We start from the raw sequence: 23,236 nt of genomic DNA on the forward strand, positions 1-23,236 counted from the left end.
GGACGCCTGGCCCGTTACTAACGATTCCATATTTGTGTTGAAAAAGTTTGTACTGAGAGAAAGAATCTGTTGTATAATGTTCATGAGAAGGACTCCTTTGCGTGAGATTGTGGTGATTTCATTATACCAAAGAAGTTCCTTCTCTTTTTATATGTTCTTCACTTTTGTGCAGTAAAGTTTTCCCACAATTATTTTACACTAACCGGCATACATTTCCACGCCGGGCCGACCATGGATGATTCCTTTGCATCCTCAACGCCGCGCACCGCTCACGCCATCTGCTCCCACCATGCCGAAAAGGTCTGCCTGTCGTCGCCGATGCGGACGGCTTCGCCGATTTTGGGCGTGAGAAGCCGGTACGGTTTGCCTATACTGGCAGCCGACAGGCGCTGGTACGGCTCTGCCCAGGGATGACGGCTCAGGGCGAATTTGCCGTTGTGCATTGACAGGACAGCCTTCGCGCCGACGTCGACGGCTGCCTGGGCCGCTTCCTCCGGCATGAGGTGGATGCGGGCCCAGCGTTCATTATACTGGCCGTTTTCCATGACGGCCAGATCAAAGGGCCCCAAGACCTCGCCGATATGACGAAAATGGCTTCCATAGCCGCCGTCGCCGCTGACATAGACGCGCCGTCCCGGCGTGACGAAGGCAAAGCCGGCCCACTGTGTCTGATTGCGCTTGAGCAGGCGGCCGGAAAAATGCTGGCTCGGCAGGACATGCACCGTGAGATCACCGGCCAGGGGAATAGCCGTATACCAGTCTTCCTCGTAGACGCGGGCCATGTCGAATCCCCACTGCTCAAAATACTCGCCGACGCCCAAGGGACAGATGATGTGCTTCGCCTTGTCCTTCAATGCCATGACGCTGGGATAATCGAGATGATCCCAATGGTCGTGGGAAAGAACCAGCACGTCCACAGGAGGAATGTCGGCAGCTGCATAGATATTGCTGCCGTCGAAGGCCCGGTTGATGAAAAAGGCCGGCGAAGCATAGCTGCTGAACACCGGGTCGACAAGGATGCGATAGCCGCCGAGGTGCAGGTACAGCGACGAGTGGCCCATCCAGACGACACAGTCCTCGTCGAGAGGCAGGGAATGCAGGTCCGTTTTCTGGGAAATCATCCGTCCTTTCGGCTTTAATCCTTCGGAGCTGCCGAAGAGAAACTCGGCCATGGCCTTAGCTTCTCCCCCTTTGACAGTCTGGTCGATAGGCTCCAAATTCTGAAACTGCCCGTCGTAATAATGAGGCGAGGCCAAGATGCGCTCCCGCCGCATCCCCGTCGGCAGGCGGCCGAACTCCGGCCGGTTTACATAATACGTACTGCCGAGGGCCAGGCCGGCTGCGCCGATTCCCATAGCTTTCAAAAACTGTCGTCTGTTCATCATCTATGCTCCATTTCTGCGTTTTTATTTCATTATACTCGTTAGAGTGAAGTTTAAGTCAAGCTGTTTCACTTTTCACTGCACATACAATTTTGACGAAACAACACAAGGAACGCTTCTCGAAATTCATAACCTATGTTGCCGACAGCATCATACCGGAAATTGCCGTCGTACACTACAATCCGGCAGCATACTAAAATAAAAACAACACACGCTGACGCCGCAAGGGACTCATTCTCTGCAACGTCAGCGTGTTCTCTGAAGTTTCTGAAAAAACAGACGCCTGCATTGCAGGCGTCCAGTTGTATTGCCATATACCATTAGAGTTCCATGCCGCCGTCGACGAAGCGGATTTCCGCTTTTCGTTCGCGGAAGTCCTCCTTTCGGCCGAAGGGCGCGTCGTAGATATCGGGCACGATGCGGTCGGTGACGGTAAGATCGCCCGGTTCCAGGCGGATGTCGTAGTTGCCGACGAAGAGGCCGGACAAGTCCGATCCTTGGCCGTAGAAGGCGCCGCCGTATTGGAAGCCGATGACGCCGGCGTACCACCCCGGCCGATATTCCTTAGAGGTATCGCTGGCAGACAAGCCGAAGACGACAGGGCCGAAGACGTCGCCGTTGACAAAGGGTGATACGCTGCCGGTATACAGTGCCGGCATACCGACAGGAATGGTCAGGTCATCGGCGCGGATCGTGAGAGCTGCCGGCGCGACGTGCGATTTGCCTATCGCCGTTACGGTCAGGGACGACGCATCCTTCAGTTTGTAATTGCCTAGAACCGAAGCGTCGAAGGTGACGCTCCAATCGTAGCTGCCGGTGTCGTTCGTCTGCCGCAGGCTGCCGATACCATCTGCCGCGCCGTCGGCGACGGCAAGACGGTCCCGAATACGCCGCATATCGTCGTCAAAGCCCTGCACGTCCAAGGTTCTCCCCTTGCCGTTCGTCGCCGTAAGGTGAAGGAAATCCTGGTAGTCCGGCACGATGCGGCCGCCGGCTCCGCCTCCATGCATCTGACTGTTTCCGTATATACGGTAAATATCATCGAGGGCCACGTCCAGCGTCGCCTTGTCTACAGAAATCTTGCCGCTGTCCGACGCCCAGGCGACATCATAGCCTAAGTTATTGGGAGCAAAGGATTCGCCATGGCCGCGGCTGATTTGAGCCGAAGCCAGCCATTCCGTGTAGTCCCTGGCATCGACCTGTCCCTTCGTATTGTACAGCAGGCTGCCGTTTCCATTGGCGGCAGTGGAAGCCGTCGTATGGTCGTAAGCCGCAAAGGGCGCATCCATGCCGTCGGGGCCGGTAAGGAAGCCCTTGGCGATAAGATCCTGAATGTCCAAATCCTGCTCCCGGCCAGTATAGGTCAGGCCAAGGTATTCGTCAATAGATATGGCCTTGCCGTCCATGACAGCCTTGTCCTTCATGGTCAAGGTCGTCAGGAATACCTTCAGGAGGGGCGTGCTGCTGCCGTCGTAGATCCGCCAGGTATAGGCAAAATCATAGCCGCCATAGGAGGATTTCTTCGTCTGCTGGAACGAAGGATCCGACAGGTCGTAGCCATTTCCGGCGGCCGTTCCCGCTCCGACGAGCGTCCCTGTGCCGTAGACATTAGCCAAGGTACCCGTATTGTCGCCGGCCACAGCACCGACTGCTCCATCTCCCCTTGCCTCGCCTGCGCTGTAAGCGTTCGACACGGTGCCGCTATTCGCCCCGACGATACCGCCGACATTCGTCTTACCTTGTACCGCTTCATTTGTACCGTCAGCCGTCATAATATGGCTGAATACCTGATTGATCTTGCCCGTGCCGCTGTTGCTGCCGGCAATGCCGCCGACATTGACGCTTCCTGCCGCATCGACAGCGCCGGTATTGTAGGCTGCCGTTATGACGCCGCGGTTCATCCCGACGAGGCCGCCGATATTTTCTCCGGCAGCGCCCGTATGGATTTCGCCTGCGTCAACGAGTTTATCCCCATCGGCATCCGTCCACGTGCCGACACTGACGACGCCGTTGTTGTAGACCTGATACTTGTAATAGCCGCCTTTGTCGTCGCGGCCGCCGGAAATCGACCCCTGGTTGTCGCCAATAAGTCCGCCGACAGTATGCTGGCCTGCGACCTGGGCCCCAGCGGTATTCACTGCCTGGGAGCGGGAAACCGTACCAGTATGGGTGCCGATAAGGCCGCCCACCGCACCCGTCGTCCCTACGACGGTGCCGCTATTGATCAAGCTGGAATCCGTCATAGCGCCGCCGTTTTGGCCGAAGAGGCCGCCGGCTCCGCCCTTCGTCGCCTTCACTTCGCCCGTATTGGACGCCGTAAGGCCGTTGAAGTCCGCCTGATTTTCCCCGGCTACGCCGCCGACGAAATCACTGCCTATGACGTTGCTGACATTGCCGACCTCTCCGGCCAGTGCGCCCTCATTCAAGCCGACAATTCCGCCGACGTACGTCGCGCCGTCAGCGTACACCTCGGCCTCAGTCATGGCGTTGGTAATGGTCGCGCCACGTTGATTGATTCCGGCCACGCCGCCGAAGTACCGGGCGTCGCCGCTTCCTGGCTTGACGTGCAGTTCGACGGTATTTTTGATATTTTCCAGCGTGCCGTCGATGCGGGTATTTTCGATGACGCCGCCGTCTTCGTTGCTTCCGGCTACGCCGCCGACATATTCGCGGCCGGTGATCTTGCCGCGGTTGACCAGCAGCGGCCCGTCGGCGCTGTGCTCGTCGCCGGTTGCGGAAATCACGCCGGTGTTGCTGCCGGCGATGCCGCCGACATAGCTGTCGCCCGTAATGGCCGCCGAGCTGTCGTTGACAATGCGTTCCATCTTGGCTTCGGCCTCATTTTTCCCTACTAAGCCGCCGATGTACTGATTTCCTATGATTTCGCCGTTGTTGCGGCCATTTTTTACGATGCCGCTGTTGTCGCCGATGAGGCCGCCTACGAATTGACTGTCTGCCGTTCCCGTAATATGGGCGGCGTTGACGACATTGGATACGATCTGCCCGCCTTGATTGACACCGACAATACCTCCGACAGCGTCCTTGCCGCTGACGACGCTTTCGTTGTAAGCGTTATACATCGTCCCGTCGTTGATGCCGACAGCGCCGCCGACGTGGCTGCTGCCGGAATCGCCGCCGTTGGTCACGCCCAGGGAATCAATGCGGTACACGCCGCCCTGATTATAGCCGACGACGCCACCCAATCCGCCGTTCGCCGCCGTACCGTCTGTGGCGACAGCACTGTTGCTGTAGCTGAAATCGACGACGCCATCAGCTTCATTCGTACCGGCAATACCGCCGGCGACAGCCCTGCCGCCCTTGGCGATGACGCTGCCGACAGACTCTACGTCATAAATCCCCCGCTTGAGGCCGACCGTTCCGGCGGCTTCATTAAAATCAGCCTCGCCATTCGTATTGATGCCGGCGACGCCTCCGGCGCTGCCCTGGGAGCTGACAGTATTGCCGAACGTACGGACCTGCGCAATCGTACCTTTATTTACGCCAGCTACAGCCCCGGCTGTCTGGCTGCCGTCAAAGGTACTGCTGTAAATATGGACGTTTTTCACCGTGCCGGATTGGCCGACTTGGGAGAATACGCCGGCGTGTTCCAACGACTGCCTGTTGCCGTCATCTCCCTTCGCCGCGTCCAGACCGATGACGGCATGGCCCCGGCCGTCGAAGATGCCCATGTAGCCGTCGCTGTCCGTTCCGATTGCCGTATAGCCCTTCAGGTTGCTGGCATTGATATCCCCTTTCAGGGCGTAGTTGTAGTTGAGCGCATCCGTATCGCTTTCATTGCCGCTGCGGCCATTTTCATAATAGTCCTGAATGCCTTGCAGCTGCTCCGCATTGCGTACCCAAAGGTACATAAACGAATTGGTATGAACTCCTTCTTGCGAGGCAATCGATTGCCCGTTTACTGAAGCGTTCATGCGATTAAATGTATCTTTTAACGCTAATTGGTTGCCAAATTTCTTGAAGGTATAGCCGCCAGCCCCTCCATTGGCCGTTTCGTCCCATAAATCGACGGCAAATTTCGCGTCGCCTGATGCGGCGTTCAGGGCGATAGCCGGTCCATTGGCATCACCGAAATGCTCCAGAAACTGGCCAAGGCCTGTGACCGAATCCGGAACCGTTCCCTGCCGGGCCTGTACTTGACCGATATGAGTAATGTCGAGGACGACTTCGCCATTAGGCCCTGTACTTTCCAGCAGCAGGTCGCCGCCGAGAGCCAGGTCGCTGTCGACGAATACGTCGCCCCGGCCCGTTACGGTCAGGCTGCCCTGCGTCGTAATCAGGCCATCCTGCTTATTGCCGAAATAGAGATGAGCATGGCCCTGACCGATAGATACAGGCTGCCCATTGACGGATTTCGTACCAGCTGTAATCGTAATATCACCGTTTTCTACCGCCTGCTGATCCGTCGTGTAGGCAAACCAATTCCCTATGGCATTCATATCCTGCCTCGGATCGGATACAGCACCTTCTCCTGCGGCCTTCCACTGGGCATTGCTTTCTGCCGCGATGCCGGGAATCGCAACGGTCTCGCCCCCCGTTGCCGCGGTCAGCGTACCGTATATATCCACATCACCGGCTGTAATGGCAATATCACCTTTGCCGCCATTGCCCGTCGCCGTCACATCGCCATATACCGTAACGGTTCCGTCAGCACGTAGGGAAACAGATGAGCCGTACAAGGCCGCGCCAGTACCCAGCCCCAGGCCGGCCCCGTCCTTGGCATTCAGCGTCAGCGCACCGTCGCTGTACAGCAAGCCGCCGTAATATGCCGCGTCAGCCGCCGTATCAACGCCATTTAAGGTTAGGCCGCCGCCGTATACGGCCAGCCGTCCTTCTCCAGACAGACCTAGATCACTCCAGTTAAACGTTACGTCCTGCTTAGCTCTGACGATGGTTAGCAGGGGATCGTAGGCTGTACCGTATTGCACCTCGTCTATTCCGTGTATCCCATCGAGATGAGCCGCCGTATCGCCGAAATACTCCGCCGACTTCGGCATAAAGGCATTTAGAATCGGCGTGGTCTGGCCCTCGTAGATGCGCCAGTCTGTCGAAAAGTTTAAATTTTTATAGAAATCCTTCGATTGCCGATCTGTATACGCAATTCTGGTACCTTGCTTATCATTCAGATCGGTAAATACGGATGTATCCTGCGGCGCAATGTAATATCCATTGGTTACAGTTGCCTTATCACCACCAGTTCCTGTGCCATACAAACTTCCTAATCCTATTGTAGTGGAATTGCCATCAGCGTCAGCAGCATATAAATTTCCTGTCGTATATACATTGGTCAACGTTGCGGGACCACGGCCGATAATACCGCCAACAGAATTATTGCCTATCGTACGATTCTTTCCCTGATAACTGCGAATCGTGCCCAAATTATATGCACTCTCTATGACTCTTTCAATAGAGAGGTTGCGAGAACCCGCTCCAGCTATGCCGCCAACCGAGCTGGTACCGCTACGATTGCCGGTAGAATCATTGTTCACTACAGTTACATTACCCGTATTAAAGGAATTCCGAATTTTCCCACCATAAAAAAATCCAGTAATGCCGCCGACTACGTTATATCCGTTATATATATCGCCAGCATTATACGATGTATCTACTATGCCGTTTAGGCGGCCAACAACGCCGCCGACGTGGCGGGCATAATAGGTATAGGTCTTATCGCCGATTTCTCCTTTGTTATATACATTATACAACAGAGCCTTAGCTGCACTACCGCTCTCCGTCGTATCGCCGACAATACCGCCTATATTAGCAGCAGGCAAATTATCATCAGGGCTAGCTGTTCTTGTCATATTGACGGTGCCTAAGTTATAAGAATCAGCGACTTCACCATTAAACATCATGCCGACAACGCCGCCGATGTTGATAAAGCCGCAGATATTCCCACTATTATAGCTTTCGCTGACAGCTGCCGCTGCCGTATCGCGCTTTATGTCATCCAGTGGTTTGGTACTGTCCCGATCCAGTTTGCCGATAATGCCGCCGGTATTGCCGGCTTTACTGGCATCACTGACAGCCTCCTTCGAAGCAATCGGCAGCGAATGAACCGAGCCGCTATTGGCACTTTTGGCCACATATACATTGCCGCCGTTCAAATACCCGGCTATGCCTCCCATATTGCCGATAATAGTTGTTTCTGTACCCTCCGAGGTATTATTGCGCACCAATTCAGTGACAAACCCAGCTGCATTGCGCGCCCCCGTTGCCATGATATCGCCGCCGTCATTCAATCCAGACGCAATGGTATACGTCCCGCCGCCTGAACTGCTGCCGAAATACCCAGCGACGCCGCCGACGTTATGAGCGCCGCGGACGGCATTTTCCCGGTTTCTCACGGCGGTAATATCCGTATTCACCGCTTTGCCAACAATGCCGCCGACATTTCCGGCAGTGAAGAAATCCTGACCCTCTTGGATATGACTGCTGATATTTCCATCATTCAGGACCTGACGAAGCCGGCTGTCATGCGGTGTCCCATCGCCGTCATAGGTACTGCTGGTTCCGGCGATGCCGCCGACATTCGCAGCCTGCACTGCTACTGTTTTTCCCTTAGATGGGGACTTATAGGAATGATATGTATAGTCTTCTGTCGCATAGACTTCTGCATGTACATCGCCATGGTTTTCCGCATGCTGTACCGTCGTACCTTCCATATTCCCCACGATGCCGCCGACGTTATAGGCCCCGGTCACGTCTAGGCCGTTGTAGACACGGCCATCTGCGGCATGGTCGTTGCCGATCTCAGAAAGGACGGCATGGCCGACTAAGCCGCCGACGTTGTACCCTTCGCCGGATACGTCGCCGATATTATAGCTCGTCCCTTTGATATCGCCGTGGTACAAATAGCCGATCAGGCCGCCGGCATTGCTGACGTTACTGCCGATGCCGTCTGGGCTGCCCTTGCTGAGGATAGTCCCCATGTTGACGAGATGGTCAAACGCCGCGTCGGTCTTGACGTCTGCCGAGCGGTTGGCTTCACCGGCATTCTTCACGGTGCCGCCGCTGTAGCCGACGATGCCGCCGACGTCGCTATGGCCTGTAACGGCTGCGCTGTTCGTTCCATAGCGGATATGCGTGTTGCCTACGGCTGCACCGGCGACGCTGCCGACGAAATGACGGCCCGTAATGCTGCCGCCGACTAAGGTAACGCGGCTGATATCGGCGTCATGGGATACGCCGAACAAGCCGACGTTATCCGTATCGCCCCGGTTGATCGTCAAGCCGAAAATGTTGTAATCCAGGCCGTCGAAGGCGCCGTAGAAGCCGTATTTGGCCGCGCCGTCTGCAGTGCTGACGGATACCTTTCCATCTGCGCCGACGCCGACAGGCTTAAAGCCCTCGCGTACCGTATCGCCGTCATCGTCGTGCCAGGCCGCCGTCCCCGTAGCGTCAATGCTGTTGCGCAGGGCATATTTTCCGCCGAGATTGGTGTCCATCGCCTGAAGCTGCCTGGCATCTTCCACCCACATGTAGCCGCTGACACCTTGTACTTCGCCGTTTACCTGGACATTTGCAAAGGTCTTGTCCTTGCCTGCATAGGTGTGATTTGCCTCATCGTAGGCGTCGTAGCCTAAAAGCACGCGGCTGGCGTCGCTGGCCCTGACGACGAAACCTTCGTTCTTTTTATTGTCTTCGCTGCGCACCCGTTCCGTATCGATGACAATGCGCCCGTTGCTTTCAAAGGAGACGCTGCCGGCGTTGATGTTGCCGAGGCTCATGAGCTCGGCGTCGGTACGGCAGTCCTGGGCGGCGTTCATGAACTCTTCCATATTCGTATCGGCCTGTATACGGCTCAGCATCTCATCTGTCAGACCGGCAGCAGACACATGCAGGCCGCCGGCATTGATCTGGGCGCTCGGGCCGATTTGCACGCCAGCCGGATTGACGACGTAGATATTGCCGCCGGCAGCGTTAATCGTACCGTAAATCTGCGACGCCTCTATACTGCCCTTGACGTAGTTCAGCGTATTGAAATTCGCCGCGTCGGCTGAGAAGTTGACGACGGCGTTGGCCCCGATGTTGAAGCTGTCCCAGGTAATGACGCCGGTTTTCCCGTTCTGACGGATATTCATGACCGGATTCGTCGCCGTACCGGCATTCTGATTTAATCCCGTATGGCCGCCCAAGACAGACGCCCCGCCGGCAGGCAGTTCGTTATTAGGTACGACAGCCGCGGCCCCATAGGCTTCGGGCGCTGCGTACAGTGCCGTCGCGCCGGCCAACAGGCACAGGACTATGCGGCGCTTTAAGTAATAATATTTCGTATAGGTATTCATATGGTACTTCCTCCACCATACAGCGTATCTGAAACAAAAAAAATAAACTAAAACATCTTGTAGACCTGGAACCACCAGCGGTCGTCGTGGTCTGTCGGCTCCGACCAGTCGCGGCGGCCGTCGATCTTACGGGCCCAATCGAGCTGTACGTACCAGTCATTGGGCTTGCTGTAGCGCAGGCCCAGGCCCCAGCCGGACAGATGCTCGCTGTATCCCACCGCCTTGTTATTGCCGTAGCCTTCATCGATAAAGGCCGCCGCTTCCAGACCTTCGACGCCTGTCTGCCGGCGGATTTCCACGCTGCCCAGCCAGCCGGCGTCGCCGTAGCCGTCGTTGTTTCCGTAGGCCCGGACGCCGTTCATGCCGCCGAGGTAAAACTGCTCGCTGCCATCCAGCGCCCGGTTTGCCAACTGCCCCTGAAAGCGGACGCGGTAATTCCACAAGCCGTCATACCATATTTTCAGCAGGCTTCCCGTCAATTTATGGTACGCACCGTCATAGTATGCGCCGCCGTCCGTATCCATGTCGCCGTACCAGTAGATCAGGTCGTATTGGGTAAACTCGTTCGGATAGTATTGGCTGCCGCTGAGCCCGGCATGCCAGACGTCGGCCCGCTTGCCGACCTTGAGCTCCGGCCAGGACGCAGTCCGGAAGCGGTAGCTGTCTTCCATATCCCGGCGGTCGTAGCCGTACATAGCCGTCAGGCGGTTCATGCGGTCCCGGTACAAGGGCGTCATGCCATAGAGGCTGATGCCCCGCGATCTTCCCAGGGAAGTATACAGGCTGTTCGTATGAAGCTCGTATTCGCTCTGGCTGAACGCCGCGCCGAGACGCGTGCCGCCGCGGCCTGCCGGCGTTTCGTAGCGGACGCTGTAATTCTTGACGTCGTGACTGGACATCATGCCGCTCAAGGTCACCTTGTCGCCGTCGCCGCCGGGATTGTTGATTTCCGTATGAAAGCCGTAGCGGTACCGGCCGGAGTAATAGCCGCCGCCATTGTCGGTAAAGACGTAGTTATTCCACACGGGCCGCCGCTCGACCTCCACGTCGACAGACGTCGTTCCCTCTTCCCTGCCGGGACGGAGGACGGCGCGGGCTGTCACGCCGGGCAGGTCGTTGAGATTATTCATCGCCAGCTCCAATTCCCTGTCGGTCATGACTTCCCCCTGTTTCAGCCTGTACAGATACCCCTGCAGGACCGAGTCGGCCACGTCTGACGTGTTCTGCGTAATGCGCACTTCATCATACGCTGCGACGTAAACCTTGATTTCCAGCTGCCCGCCGGCGATTTCCTGCGGCGGTACGACAGCCTGGGCTACGGTGTAGCCGCTGCTCTTAGCATACTTCGTAATGGCATCGGTCAGCTCTTTCAGCTCCGATACCTTGACGCTGCGGCCGCTGTAAGCGTTCACTATCTCTTTCAGCCTTCCTTGTTCGTCGGGAAGAGGAAATCCCGTCAAAGTAATCTGGCGGACAAAAAAAGCCGGTTCCCTATCCGTCCCCGTATTGCCGGGCAAATAGGCCTCAGACGTCGCCTCGTCGACTATGACATCCTGCCGGCCCGTCCGATTGTACGGATGAACCGTCACGGCTTCTTTATCAAACGTCGGTATAGGCGACTGGGCCAACGCCGGACAAGCCAAAGCCAGGCTAAACATCATCGTTGCATACATGATTTTTGTCATAAAGCATCCCTTTCTATGAGCTGAACCCACCGCTGCGCATATACTCGCAGCGGCTATTAAATAAAACAATTTATATATATAAGTATATATTATTCTAGATTTTTATTATCTAATATTGGTGCAAAAAAAATAATACTTTCATCATTCCCCAGCGACAAACCACTGTATTACTTATAATTATATATTATTCTATCATTGTATATTATTATTTTTTACTATTTTTATATACATTTTATCATATATTATTTTCCCCTGTTTGCCAATAGCTTTTCTATGTAAATAATGAAAATGATCTATAGCCTTTGTCTCCTGCACAACAAAAAAAGAGCAAAACCCAACAGGATTTCGCTCCTTTATACGGCAATACAGATCATGCCGTTTATTTTTTCAGCAGGCCTTTTTCTTCGATGAAGTCCGACACCATATCGGCAGCCGTCGCCGTGATGTTAATGCACTGCTTGCGGTATTCCGGCGTGCCGAAGCTCAGGCGGTTCAGGGCCCGGCAGCAGGTCGTGCCGAAATGAGCCTTGAAACGGTCGTGGAATTCGTGGGTATATTGATATACTTCCGGCAATTCCTTTTCCGACGGGTCGAGACGGCCAACCAGGGCGCTGATAATCAGACAGGAGCCGCTCAATGCTCCGCAGACGCAGCCCGAACGGCCGATGCCGCCGCCCAAGCCGCAGGCCATGCGGATGGCTACGTCGGGAAGATTCAGATTCATGCTGTCGTTGCAGGCCTTGACGACCGATTCGACGCAGTTATTTTCTTCTAAATGATATTGTTCGGCAAGCTTGTATACACTTTCCAATTCATAACCCCTCCTATGATATAATCAAGATTCATTATACCATGAAGAGACATTACTTGCCAAACATGGCCGCCGCGTCGGCCATATTCCGCCGTATGTCGACGGAAAAGGGGCAGCGCGTTTCGCAGGCGCCGCACTGAATGCATTCCGATGCTGTATGAGGCAATACGGCGTAGTGTTCCCGCACCGTTTCAGGAATATCGCCCTGAGCCTTGCACAGGTTGAGGAATTTCGTCACCGCCGCCACGTCTATTCCCTGCGGACAGGGCGCGCAGTGGCTGCAGTACATGCAATGGCCCTTCCAGCTGATATTCGGAAAGGACGCCAGCGCCGCAGCGTAGTCCTTTTCTTCGTCAGAGGCGTCTTCATAGGCCAAGTTCTGTTTCATTTCCTCTACAGTCCGCGCGCCGTTCATAATAGACGCTACGGCCGGCCGGTCCAAGGCATAACTCATGCACTGGAAAGGCGTCAAAGCCTTCCCTGCCGGCGAAATATCGCCGTTCAGCAGGTCGCCGCCGCCGAAGGCCTTCATGACCGTAATGCCAACGCCCAGCCGCTGGCACGTTTCATACAGCCGCTGCCGCTGGGGGTCCATGTTGAGCAGGGGCTTTGCGTAGCTTTCAGGAGCCCACAGGAGCTCAAGGTTTTCGTTGCCGGGCTGCAAATCGTAACAGGGATTGACGCTGAACATGAGCACGTCGACGAGGCCGCTTTCGACAGCCGACAACGCCGCCTCAGGGTTGTGGCTCGACATGCCGATGCTGCCGATGACGCCGTCTTTCTTCAACTTCAAGGCATATTTCATGATGTCGCCGTCCTGGATCTGCTGCCAGTCCGACAAAGAATCGACGTAGTGAACCATGCCGATTTCCAGATGGTCGGTCCGCAGCCGTTTCAGCTGGTCTTCAAAGCCGGCCTTCACGTCTTCGATATCGCGGGTGCGCTTATACTGCCCGTCCTTCCAAATGGTGCACAAATGAGCCTGCAAGACGAATGTATCCCGCCGTCCCTGCAGCGCCTTGCCCAAGGCGTCGCGAAAGGCCGGATGGGGTGCGTACAAATCGATGCAGTTTGCCCCATGTTCTTCCATGACGTCGATAAACGCTTCCGTCCATTCGGGGTGCTCTACCATGCCTTCGCAGCCAAAGCCGATTTCGCCGACGGAAAGGCCTGTCCTTCCCAATACTCTGTATTTCATACTATACCTCCTGACATATCACGTTCTCTGCTGTAAGCATAGCACATGGAGGGCGCTTCAAGTCAAGCCGTTTCTTACAGGTCCTTCTGCATGAAAATAGCCGGAATGGGATTATCATAGTACGGCGGGATTTCGTAAAATCCCTACTGCCGGTAGAGGCCGATGGCCGCCGTCATAAAGGGCAGCGTGTCCAGCCGCATCTGCCTGTAACCGATCTGCTTCGCCTCGCCGATACACTGCTCCATGAGCAGCCGGCTCAGACCCCGTCCCCGATAAGCCGGCTGGATATACAGCCGTTTCAGCTCGCAGCACGTCTCGCCGAGGCGGTGAATAGCCGCACAGCCTACGAGCCGCCCGTCGTCGCCACAGACGCCGTACAGCCGCCCGTCAGGCAAGCCGTATTTTTCCTCTGCATGGTCCAGCTCGTCGCCGTAGCCCTGCGCCGCCAGGCAAGCCTTTACCGTCTCATCCGTCTCGACCAGCATGGCCGTATATTCCTGAAACAGCTTCCGTATATCGTCCAATTTGTCATAGGCCAATACAATCTGCATAATCCTGCCTCCCTCGCATGAATACTGTCTACATATGCATTATAACAAAATCTGTAATTTCTAATCTCCTTATTTTTAATATTTTTTTGCAGTCCTATGCTGCTGCCAAGTGCATAAGCAATGTGTTCACAAGTGTATAGATAAAAAGCTGCTGATAGCGTTTCTTCATTTTATTCAAGCCAGTCGAATTTTAATATACATTATCATTATATCATTTTTTAATTAAAATTTAATGTACATTCTTCGTTTTTTTAATTTTAGTTTTATTTTCATCCTATATAATGACATATAACATCTGTTGGAGGTGACCGACTTATGAATACTAACAAAACAAACTCTCCCTGGCCGGCCCATCGCGTCCAATTCATCACACTCTGCACGCACGAAAAGCAGACTACTCTCGGAAGGATTTATAAGGATAAAAACGGATTCGTCTGGCAGCCGACGGTATGGGGAATGGCCGCGGAGGAAGGGCTGCGGAAGCTGAAGCTTTCATCTCAGCTCGTTCTGATTCAGGATTACGTCATCATGCCCAATCACGTCCATCTGCTCGTCTTGTACAGGCGATGCAACGACCGCGTCGTCAAATGGTTCATATCGCACTGCAAACACACTATGGCCCAACACATGCTGAAAGCACAGCATGCAAACGAACCGATCTGGGAAACATCCTATTCAAGTCACTATGTGCAGCGAGAACACACGCAGCTTGCACTGAGCCAAAACATACGGGAACATAAAACCCGCTGGCATTACGACAGCCTGAACACGTTTTTGCCGCGCCCCTATTCTCCAAAAGTTTGACACAAGCCACATGATTTTCAAAACATAAAGTCTTTCATGCTGCAAAAAAAAGAGAAGCAAGAAATGAGAAATCTCATGTTCTGCTTCTCTTTTATATGCAGCATTTTTTAATGTCCGCCGTATTTTTTTGCCGTGTCCAAGCGGCACAAAGCGCGCTTGAGCGCCATTTCCGCCCGATGTACGTCTATGTCCTTCCGCTGGCTGTGAAGCAATGCTTCCGCCCGCTGCTGGGCTGCTTCTGCCCGCTCGACATCAATGTCTTCAGGCTTTTCCGCCGCCGGCGTAATGACGGTAATCGCATTATTGCTCACTTCCAAAAATCCGGAAGCTACGCTCAGGCAATGGCGCTGGCCGCCTACATCGTACATAAGCGGCCAGATATCTAAAGACGCGATGAGCGGCGCGTGATTGGGCATAATGCCCAAATCGCCGTCTAAGGCCCGCACGAGGACGAATTCCACATCTTCGTTTAATACGGCAGCATCGGGAGTAATTACTTCCAAACGGATAGTCTTTCCTTTTTCTGCCATAGCCTATTCTCCTTTCAGAGTCTTGGCCTTTTCATATGCTTCTTCGATATCGCCTACCATGTAGAACGCCTGTTCCGGCATGTCGTCGCATCGGCCCGACAGAATTTCCTTAAAGCCGGCAATCGTATCTTTCAGCGGTACATAACGGCCCGGCTGACCGGTAAACTGTTCGGCGACGGAGAAAGGCTGGCTCAGGAAACGCTGGATCTTACGAGCCCGGGCAACGGTGAGCTTGTCTTCTTCCGACAATTCATCGATACCGAGGATAGCGATGATATCCTGCAGGTCGTTGTACTTCTGCAAAATAGCCTGAACGGCGCGGGCCGTCTGATAATGGTCTTCGCCGAGGATATGGGGATCGAGAATACGAGACGTCGAATCCAGGGGATCGACGGCCGGATAAATGCCCAATTCGGCAATCTGACGGGACAATACGGTCGTCGCATCCAAATGGGCAAAGGTCGCAGCCGGAGCCGGGTCCGTCAAATCGTCGGCAGGGACATATACGGCCTGTACAGACGTGATGGAGCCGTTCTTCGTCGACGTGATGCGTTCCTGCAGCGCGCCTACGTCCGTCCCCAACGTCGGCTGATACCCAACAGCCGAAGGAATTCGGCCCAGCAGTGCCGATACTTCCGAACCGGCCTGAATGAAACGGAAAATATTGTCGATGAACAGGAGCACGTCCTGATGTTCTTTATCGCGGAAATATTCAGCCATCGTAAGGCCCGTCAGGCCGACGCGCATACGGGCTCCAGGCGGTTCGTTCATCTGGCCGTATACGAGAGCGGTCTTGCTGATAACGCCCGATTCCTTCATTTCGTTCCACAAGTCGTTGCCTTCGCGGGTCCGTTCGCCTACGCCGGTAAATACGGAGTAGCCGCCGTGTTCCGTAGCAACGTTGTGAATCAATTCCATGATGAGAACGGTCTTGCCTACACCGGCGCCGCCGAACAAGCCGATCTTGCCGCCTTTGGCATACGGCGCGATGAGGTCGACGACCTTAATGCCCGTTTCGAGAATTTCCGTGCCTGTAGACTGGTCTTCAAATTTCGGAGCCGGCCGATGAATAGGCCAATAGTCTTCAGCTTCTACTACTTCGTCTACCTTGTCGACGGTCTGGCCGAGAACGTTGAAAATACGTCCCAGCACGCCCTTGCCGACGGGAACCTTAATAGGGCCGCCTGTATTTTCTGCAGCCATGCCGCGGACGAGACCGTCTGTAGAACTCATAGCAACGCAGCGGACGACGTCGTCGCCTAAGTGCTGCATAACTTCTGCTACCAAGTCGACGGCCTGTTCGCCTTCCCCGCCGGTGACGTGAAGGGCAGTGTAAATGGCGGGCAAATCTGCTTCGGAAGCAAACCGCACGTCAATAACCGGGCCGATGACCTGGATTACTTTCCCAATGTTATTGCTCATGAAGAGGCTCTCCTCTCTTTCTTAGTTTTACTCACGCCCTACTGCAGGGCATTAGCACCGCTGACAATTTCTGTCAGTTCGTTCGTAATGCCGGCCTGACGGACTTTGTTGTAATGGACAGTCAATCTGTCGATCAGCTCGCCTGCATTATCCGTTGCCGACGTCATAGCCGTCATACGGGCCCCGAGCTCGCTGGCCGCCGACTGGAGCAGGCTGTTGTACACGAGCATGTCCAGATACTGGGGCAAAAGCGATTCCAAGACCTGATGGGCATCCGGCGCAAAGAGATACTCTTCTTTCGGACCGGTTTTTTCAGAGCCGTCCTGCTGCGAAATAGGCAGCATTTTGACGGTTTGTACTTCTTGCGATAAGGCTGACTTAAACTTCGTATAAATGATATATACTTCGTCAACTTCGCCAGCCAAAAATTGTTCTGTCGCAACATGGGCAATCTGCTGGGCATCGGTGAACTGCGGCTTATCGGAAAAGCCCGTCCACTTCTGGTCCGGCACGATATGCAAATGCTTTAAATATTCAGCAGGCTTACGGCCTGTCACGAGCAGCATCGAAGCGCTGCGGGGCTTATCTTTCAGCACGGCAACCATGGCCTTGTTGATATTAGAATTAAACGCGCCGGCCAGGCCTTTGTCAGCCCCGACGATAATATAGCACGTCCTCTTCACTTCGTCATGAGGCGTAAACAAGGCGACTTTTTCGCCTGTAGACGCCGCTGCCAAGCGCTGCAGCATGCCTTCGATTTTTTCCGTATACGGCGCTGTGGCCAACGCCCTTTCCTGTGCACGGCGCAGTCGTACAGACGATACCATTTTCATGGCTTTCGTAATCTGCTGAGTATTCGTAACGGATTTGATCCGCCGGTTTATTTCGCGTGCACTCGGCATAGATTATTCCTCCTCTTTAATCAGCTCATGGGTGGCGCTATACTGCTTCGTATATTCGCCGATGGCCTTCTGGAGGGTTGCTTCTGCGTCCTGGCCGAGTTCCTTCGTCGTCTTGATGCTTTCGCCGACTTCCGGATAATTGGTATGCATGAACGTGATGAAGCCGTCGGCAAACTGCTGTACTTCCGATACCTGAATCGGCATGAGGTAGTTTTTAACGGCCAAATAAATCTGCATAACCTGGTCTTCGACCGGCATAGGATGATACTGCGGCTGAATTAAGAGCTGCATCGTCCGTTCGCCTTTATCGATCTGGGCCTTTGTGCTCTTATCGAGGTCAGAGCCAAACTGGGCGAAGGCCGCCAATTCGCGGTACTGCGCCAAATCCAAGCGAAGGGTACCGGCAATTTTCTTCATAGCCTTAATCTGGGCGGAGCCGCCTACGCGGGATACGGACAAGCCGACGTTGATAGCCGGACGGATACCGGAGTTAAAGGCTTCCGTTTCGAGGAATATCTGACCGTCCGTAATGGAAATAACGTTTGTCGGGATGTACGCCGACAAGTCGCCGGCCAGCGTTTCAATAATCGGCAAGGCTGTAATGGAGCCGCCACCCAAATCATCAGAAAGCTTTGCTGCCCGTTCCAGCAGACGGGAATGTAAGTAGAATACGTCGCCGGGATAGGCTTCACGTCCAGGCGGACGGCGGAGCAGCAAGCTCATGGCACGGTATGCCTGGGCGTGTTTGGACAAGTCGTCATATACGCAGAGGACGTCCTTGCCCTGATACATGAAGTATTCGCCGATAGATACGCCCGAATACGGAGCCAGGTACTGGAGCGGCGCGCCGTCAGATGCCGTAGCAGCAACGACGATAGTATACGCCATCGCGCCGTTTTCTTCCAAAGTACGGACGACGCGGGCAACCGTCGAGGCTTTTTGTCCAATAGCGACGTAAACGCAAATAACGCCACTGTCTTTTTGATTTAAAATCGTGTCGATAGCGATAGCCGTCTTGCCCGTACCGCGGTCGCCGATGATCAATTCACGCTGGCCCCGTCCGATAGGAACCATGGAGTCGATAGATTTAAGCCCCGTCTGAAGAGGTACCTTTACAGGCTGACGGTCGGCAATACCTGACGCCTGCACTTCGACGAGACGGGATTCTGTCGTCTTGATTTCCCCTTTGCCGTCGATAGGCGCGCCCAAGGGATTTACGACGCGGCCAATCATAGCTTCGCCTACGGGAACGCGCATGACGCGGCCTGTGCGGCGTACCGTGTCGCCTTCTTTAATCAGGGAGTCGTCGCCGAGTAGTACGGCGCCGACGTTGTCTTCTTCCAAGTTCAGGGCCATGCCGTATACGCCGCGAGGCAGTTCCAGCAATTCCCCGGACATGGCTTTATCCAAACCGTAAACGTGGGCGATGCCGTCCCCGACTTCCAGAACGGTGCCGATATCATCGACGTTCATCTCCACATTATAATTTTCGATTTGCTGTCTAATTATAGCCGTAATTTCTTCTGGCTTCATCTTCATTATTCGTCCGTCACCCCATTCGTTACGCCAGCCTGCAGAAGAGACTGCTGCATATCACGCAGCTGCCGCGCAAGGCTGCCGTCTATTAATCTGTCGCCAATCTGGATGACCATGCCGCCGATGATAGACGGATCGATGTAATACAGCGGCTCGATCTTCTTGCCTGTCATCTTTTCCAATCCGGCAACCAGTTTTTCTTCTTCCGCCGCCGTCAGCGCCTTGACGACGCGCACCTTCGCGACTTCGATGTTCTGCGCCGCCCGCGCCAGGTCGATAAACCCGTCGATGGCGGGAACAATAGCCGCTTCGCGCCGCCTGTCGATCATAACGTAGAGAAACTGCAGTACCAGCGGCTCTACGTCGCCGGCAAATATTTTCTGCAGCGTATCCTTCTTTACGCCGGGCTGTATGAGCGGATGGCAGATAAACTTCTGCAAATCAGGATTTTCCTGCATGGCATCGCGGACAGCTTTCAACTCTGTTCCAAATATATCAAGTTTGCCCTGTTCTTTTGCAATATCGAACATAGCCTGGCTGTATTTGCTGTATACGACTTCCGGTATCATAGCGTCAGTTCCCCTTTACGCGGTTTTCCTGAAGCTGATCGATGCAGTTTGCAACCAGTTTTGCATTCATATCCGGGTCCAGATTCTTTTTAAGCAGCTTTTCTGCCACAGCCATAGACAGCGTTACTACTTCGTTGCGCATTTCCCGGATAGCAACTTCCCGTTCGTTTGCAATTTCCGCTTGGGCGATCTGTTTTTCCCGGGCAATCTGTTCGCGTATTGCGCTGAGCTGGGCCTGCGCCTCTTTATCAGCCTGCTTTACGGCTTTATCGATAATAGCCTGGGCTTCGGCGCGGGCGCTGCGGAGCTGCGCTTCGTATTCGGCCTGCAGCTGCGCTGCCGCTTCTCTGGCCTGGGCCGCGGCGTCGAGATCCGATTCGATCTTGTTGCGGCGTTCTTCCAAAACCTTCAGCAGCGGTTTATACGCAAATTTTGCCAAAATAGCCACTAAGATAAAGAAGTTGATAATTTGGAACAACAACGTTCCTTCGGTTAAACTAACCAACGTAACACCCTCCTTTCATGATGGAATCCAGTTCCTCCACCATTAAATAAAGGGATTGGCAAATACGAGCACGATGGCGATAACGGCTGCGATAATAGGCATGGATTCGATCAAGCCGACGGAAATGAGGAAGTTGGTCAGCAGCTTGCCGCCCATTTCAGGCTGACGTGCTACGCCTTCCAGCATTTTAGAAGCAGCGTGGCCGTCGCCGACTGCAGCGCCGAGAGCTGCCAAACCGATACCAATTGCTGCGCCAAGAGCCGATAACCCTAATATCAATGCATTTTCCATAATCAATGACCTCCTAAATACGATATACAATGTAGTTTAATGCCCGCCCTGGAAGGAAGGAGCTAAGTACGATGTCGTCAATATAGTAAAAATAAACGCTTGAATTAAGCCGATGAACAAGCTGAAGATCAGCCAGACAATCGGCACGCCTGCCGGAACGAGGAAGTACAGTACTTCCAACAGGATTTCCCCGGCCAGAATGTTGCCGAAAAGACGGAAAGCCAACGTCAGCGGCTTTGTAAATTCTTCCAGCACATTGATGATGACAAAGGGAGCAAATGGCTGGAAGAAGTGCTTAAAGTGCTTCTTCACACCCTGGTTTTTCAATGCGATAACATGAACCATCGCAGAAGATACCAGCGCCAACGCTACGGTTGTATTCAAATCATTTGTAGGAGACGCCAGAAGATGGTTCGTCGGCAATAGCCCCAATTCGTTGGAAAACAAGATGAATAGGAACATGGTCAGTAAGATAGATACAACCTGACTGTACTTGGGGCCAAGGGTTTCCTTAAACTGGGCGAGAAGCGCCGTGACAACCATTTCCATGGCGTTCTGCATCCCTGACGGGACGAGAGACCGCTTTCGCGTGGCTGCCAAGGAAACGATGATGACTAAGATACCGACGATCCACGTCATGATAATCGTATCCATATTGACGTTCATCCCAAGGATCTGGACGACCCAATGATGCCCCGTATGTAATTCCATACGTTTTACCTCCTTTCTTTACCGCTGGCGTACATGCCGGATCAGCATGTCGGCAAAAATCGTCACCCGATAGGTAAACAATCCGGCTACAGCAGCCCCAAAATGAATAGACGGGAACTGCGCCACGACGATTAATACCAGCGCGATCATGACAAGACGCAGGACGGCGCCGCCCCGTATCAAGGCGACAGCCCGCGCCGGCGGTAATTGTACGGCTCGCGCAGAGCGGCTGGTCAGCATCAAAAAATAGGCGATGTTGATTCCGTTGCCGATACACCAGCCCGTAATGTACTGCGTTTCCCCGCTTACGGCAAGGACGGCAGCGACAAAACATGTAAATCCGATGAGCTTGCACAACGTCGCTTTTACATACCTTACAAATTCTTCCACCAGCACCACCCTTATTTGTCTTTTTCCATATGAGACGGCTTGTCTTCATTCAAGCGCACGGCTTTCTTATACAAGGACAAAAAACCAGACGCGGCGCCTATGAGGGAACACACAATCATGCCCCACGGCGCCGTTCCGGCATGTGAGTCAATAAAACGTCCTAACGCTACGCCCGCGCAGATGCAGACAAACAAGGTCAGACCTAAGGAACCGGCAATTGCAACGATATTCCAGAGCTTCATCTGATTTGCATTGTCATCATGAGATTCAGTACGCCTCCGCTTCATGCTGCAGACACCTCTGTTTCCGTTGATGGCATAGTAGCGGTTGCGAATATCGACGTTGCGTTACCCGCAATCGCTATTGAATTATTTTAGCATGGAAAAAATTTAAAAGCAACATTTTAAATTTGTCAATATTTTCTATTAACAAAAGAAATATATGCATATCTTTTTAGGCATGAACCGGCGTCTCTTTATACATTATTGTTATAGAGAAAATTCTTCCAGCACCGTTTCTTCTCCGCCGAAGTCGCGCAGGATGGCCTGAACGATGCGCTGCGAAGCTTTTCCGTCGCCATAAGGATTGACGGCGTTGCTCATCGTATCATAGGCGTGCTGATCTGTCAGCAGACGCTTCGTTTCGCGATACACCACGTCTTTTTCCGTCCCGATCAGGCGTACCGTACCGGCCGCCACGGCCTCGGGCCGTTCCGTCGTATCGCGCAGCACCAGCACCGGCTTACCTAAAGACGGCGCTTCCTCCTGAATGCCGCCCGAATCAGTCAACACGAGGCTGCATTTGTTCATGAGATTGGCGAAGGGCTCGTATTCCATCGGATCGATGAGGTGAATGCGGTCCACGCCGGATAATTCTTCTTCTACGACTTTCCGCACCAGCGGATTGCGATGCACTGGGAAAACGACTTCCGTATCGGGAATTTCCTCTACGATGCTCCGCAGGGCTTTGTAAATATGACGCATCGGCTCGCCCAGGTTTTCCCGGCGGTGCGTCGTCATCAAGATGACCCGGTGGCGGAGGAAATCGATGTTATTGAGCATTTCGTCTTCAAAGGTATACGCCGGGTCGACGGTCTTCATCAAGGCGTCGATGACTGTATTGCCCGTGACATAGATATTTTTTTCCGCTACGGCTTCTTTCAGCAGGTTGGCTTTCGCTGTCGCCGTCGGCGCAAAGTGAATGGCCGCGATGGAGCCGGTCAGCTTGCGGTTCATTTCTTCCGGAAAGGGCGAATAGATATTGCCCGTGCGCAGGCCCGCTTCCACGTGGCCGACGGGAATTTGCTGATAATACGCCGCCAACGCTCCAGCAAAGGTCGTCGTCGTATCGCCGTGCACGAGGACGATATCCGGCTTTTCCGTTTCCAACACGGACTTCAGCCCCATGAGGGATTTTGTCGTAATGTCGTATAACGTCTGTCCCTGCGACATAATATCTAAATCATAATCAGGCTCGATGCGGAATAACTCCAGCACCTGATCCAGCATCTGCCGGTGCTGGGCTGTAACGGCCACGACTGTCTGGATTTTATCGGCGTGCTTTTTCAATTCCAGTACGACCGGAGCCATCTTGATCGCTTCCGGACGCGTGCCGAATACAGTCATTACCTTAATCATAGAAAT

At 54.0% G+C, this 23,236-nt stretch carries 18 protein-coding genes; 1 reads left to right on the forward strand and 17 read right to left on the reverse strand.

The features are described from left to right. Nucleotides 1-269: 269 nt before the first annotated feature. The 6 genes from CJ260_RS10455 to CJ260_RS10480 form a co-directional block, all read right to left on the reverse strand. Nucleotides 270-1,385 (reverse strand): MBL fold metallo-hydrolase, encoded by a 1,116-nt coding sequence (locus tag CJ260_RS10455; RefSeq protein WP_095630152.1) that lies wholly within the window; start codon nucleotides 1,383-1,385, stop codon nucleotides 270-272. A gap of 317 nt (nucleotides 1,386-1,702) precedes the next feature. Beyond that, nucleotides 1,703-9,688, reverse strand: coding sequence for a filamentous hemagglutinin N-terminal domain-containing protein (locus tag CJ260_RS10460; protein ID WP_095630153.1), 7,986 nt, complete (start codon nucleotides 9,686-9,688; stop codon nucleotides 1,703-1,705). A 47-nt stretch (nucleotides 9,689-9,735) separates the two neighbouring features. Further along, nucleotides 9,736-11,373, reverse strand: a complete 1,638-nt coding sequence (locus CJ260_RS10465) for a ShlB/FhaC/HecB family hemolysin secretion/activation protein (protein WP_095630154.1) — start codon at nucleotides 11,371-11,373, stop codon at nucleotides 9,736-9,738. A 379-nt stretch (nucleotides 11,374-11,752) separates the two neighbouring features. After that, the gene (locus CJ260_RS10470; protein WP_095630155.1) at nucleotides 11,753-12,184 is read right to left on the reverse strand and encodes a C-GCAxxG-C-C family (seleno)protein; all 432 of its coding nucleotides are present in this window, start codon (nucleotides 12,182-12,184) and stop codon (nucleotides 11,753-11,755) included. A gap of 52 nt (nucleotides 12,185-12,236) precedes the next feature. Next, nucleotides 12,237-13,382, reverse strand: a complete 1,146-nt coding sequence (locus tag CJ260_RS10475; protein WP_095630156.1) for an aldo/keto reductase — start codon at nucleotides 13,380-13,382, stop codon at nucleotides 12,237-12,239. Between the two features lie 143 nt (nucleotides 13,383-13,525). Beyond that, nucleotides 13,526-13,933: a GNAT family N-acetyltransferase gene (locus tag CJ260_RS10480; RefSeq protein WP_095630157.1), complete on the reverse strand. Its 408-nt coding sequence runs from the start codon at nucleotides 13,931-13,933 to the stop codon at nucleotides 13,526-13,528. Between the two features lie 315 nt (nucleotides 13,934-14,248). Between CJ260_RS10480 and CJ260_RS10485 the strand changes: the two genes are divergently transcribed. Next, a complete protein-coding gene (locus tag CJ260_RS10485; protein WP_087477072.1) occupies nucleotides 14,249-14,737 on the forward strand; it encodes a transposase in 489 nt (162 codons plus the stop codon). 107 nt (nucleotides 14,738-14,844) lie between these two features. On the opposite strand, the gene CJ260_RS10490 is transcribed toward CJ260_RS10485, so the two are convergent. The 11 genes from CJ260_RS10490 to wecB form a co-directional block, all read right to left on the reverse strand. Continuing rightward, nucleotides 14,845-15,267, reverse strand: coding sequence for a F0F1 ATP synthase subunit epsilon (locus CJ260_RS10490; RefSeq protein ID WP_095630158.1), 423 nt, complete (start codon nucleotides 15,265-15,267; stop codon nucleotides 14,845-14,847). A gap of 3 nt (nucleotides 15,268-15,270) precedes the next feature. Further along, on the reverse strand, nucleotides 15,271-16,689 hold the full coding sequence (atpD, locus tag CJ260_RS10495; protein WP_087477074.1) for a F0F1 ATP synthase subunit beta: 1,419 nt from the start codon (nucleotides 16,687-16,689) through the stop codon (nucleotides 15,271-15,273). A 38-nt stretch (nucleotides 16,690-16,727) separates the two neighbouring features. Continuing rightward, a complete protein-coding gene (atpG, locus tag CJ260_RS10500) occupies nucleotides 16,728-17,591 on the reverse strand; it encodes an ATP synthase F1 subunit gamma (RefSeq protein WP_095630159.1) in 864 nt (287 codons plus the stop codon). Between the two features lie 3 nt (nucleotides 17,592-17,594). Further along, nucleotides 17,595-19,130: a F0F1 ATP synthase subunit alpha gene (gene atpA, locus CJ260_RS10505; RefSeq protein ID WP_095630160.1), complete on the reverse strand. Its 1,536-nt coding sequence runs from the start codon at nucleotides 19,128-19,130 to the stop codon at nucleotides 17,595-17,597. Continuing rightward, complete coding sequence (gene atpH, locus CJ260_RS10510) at nucleotides 19,130-19,696, reverse strand: ATP synthase F1 subunit delta (protein WP_087477077.1); 567 nt, start codon at nucleotides 19,694-19,696, stop codon at nucleotides 19,130-19,132. Before atpH ends, atpA begins: the two co-directional genes overlap by 1 nt. 4 nt (nucleotides 19,697-19,700) lie before the next feature. Next, nucleotides 19,701-20,201, reverse strand: coding sequence for a F0F1 ATP synthase subunit B (gene atpF, locus CJ260_RS10515; RefSeq protein ID WP_087477078.1), 501 nt, complete (start codon nucleotides 20,199-20,201; stop codon nucleotides 19,701-19,703). A 42-nt stretch (nucleotides 20,202-20,243) separates the two neighbouring features. Beyond that, nucleotides 20,244-20,492, reverse strand: coding sequence for a F0F1 ATP synthase subunit C (gene atpE / locus CJ260_RS10520; protein ID WP_087477079.1), 249 nt, complete (start codon nucleotides 20,490-20,492; stop codon nucleotides 20,244-20,246). Nucleotides 20,493-20,528: 36 nt separating this feature from the next. After that, nucleotides 20,529-21,203 (reverse strand): F0F1 ATP synthase subunit A, encoded by a 675-nt coding sequence (gene atpB / locus CJ260_RS10525; RefSeq protein WP_087477080.1) that lies wholly within the window; start codon nucleotides 21,201-21,203, stop codon nucleotides 20,529-20,531. An 18-nt stretch (nucleotides 21,204-21,221) separates the two neighbouring features. Continuing rightward, nucleotides 21,222-21,593, reverse strand: a complete 372-nt coding sequence (locus tag CJ260_RS10530; protein WP_087477176.1) for an ATP synthase subunit I — start codon at nucleotides 21,591-21,593, stop codon at nucleotides 21,222-21,224. 11 nt (nucleotides 21,594-21,604) lie between these two features. Further along, nucleotides 21,605-21,835: an AtpZ/AtpI family protein gene (locus tag CJ260_RS10535; RefSeq protein ID WP_233127966.1), complete on the reverse strand. Its 231-nt coding sequence runs from the start codon at nucleotides 21,833-21,835 to the stop codon at nucleotides 21,605-21,607. Between the two features lie 246 nt (nucleotides 21,836-22,081). Beyond that, nucleotides 22,082-23,230 carry a non-hydrolyzing UDP-N-acetylglucosamine 2-epimerase gene (gene wecB, locus CJ260_RS10540; RefSeq protein WP_095630161.1) on the reverse strand — a complete coding sequence of 383 codons (1,149 nt, stop codon included), beginning with the start codon at nucleotides 23,228-23,230 and terminating at the stop codon, nucleotides 22,082-22,084. Nucleotides 23,231-23,236 lie beyond the last annotated feature (6 nt).

It is taken from the genome of Megasphaera sp. ASD88 (genome assembly GCF_002287425.1).
Taxonomy (GTDB): Bacteria; Bacillota; Negativicutes; order Veillonellales; family Megasphaeraceae; genus Megasphaera; species Megasphaera stantonii.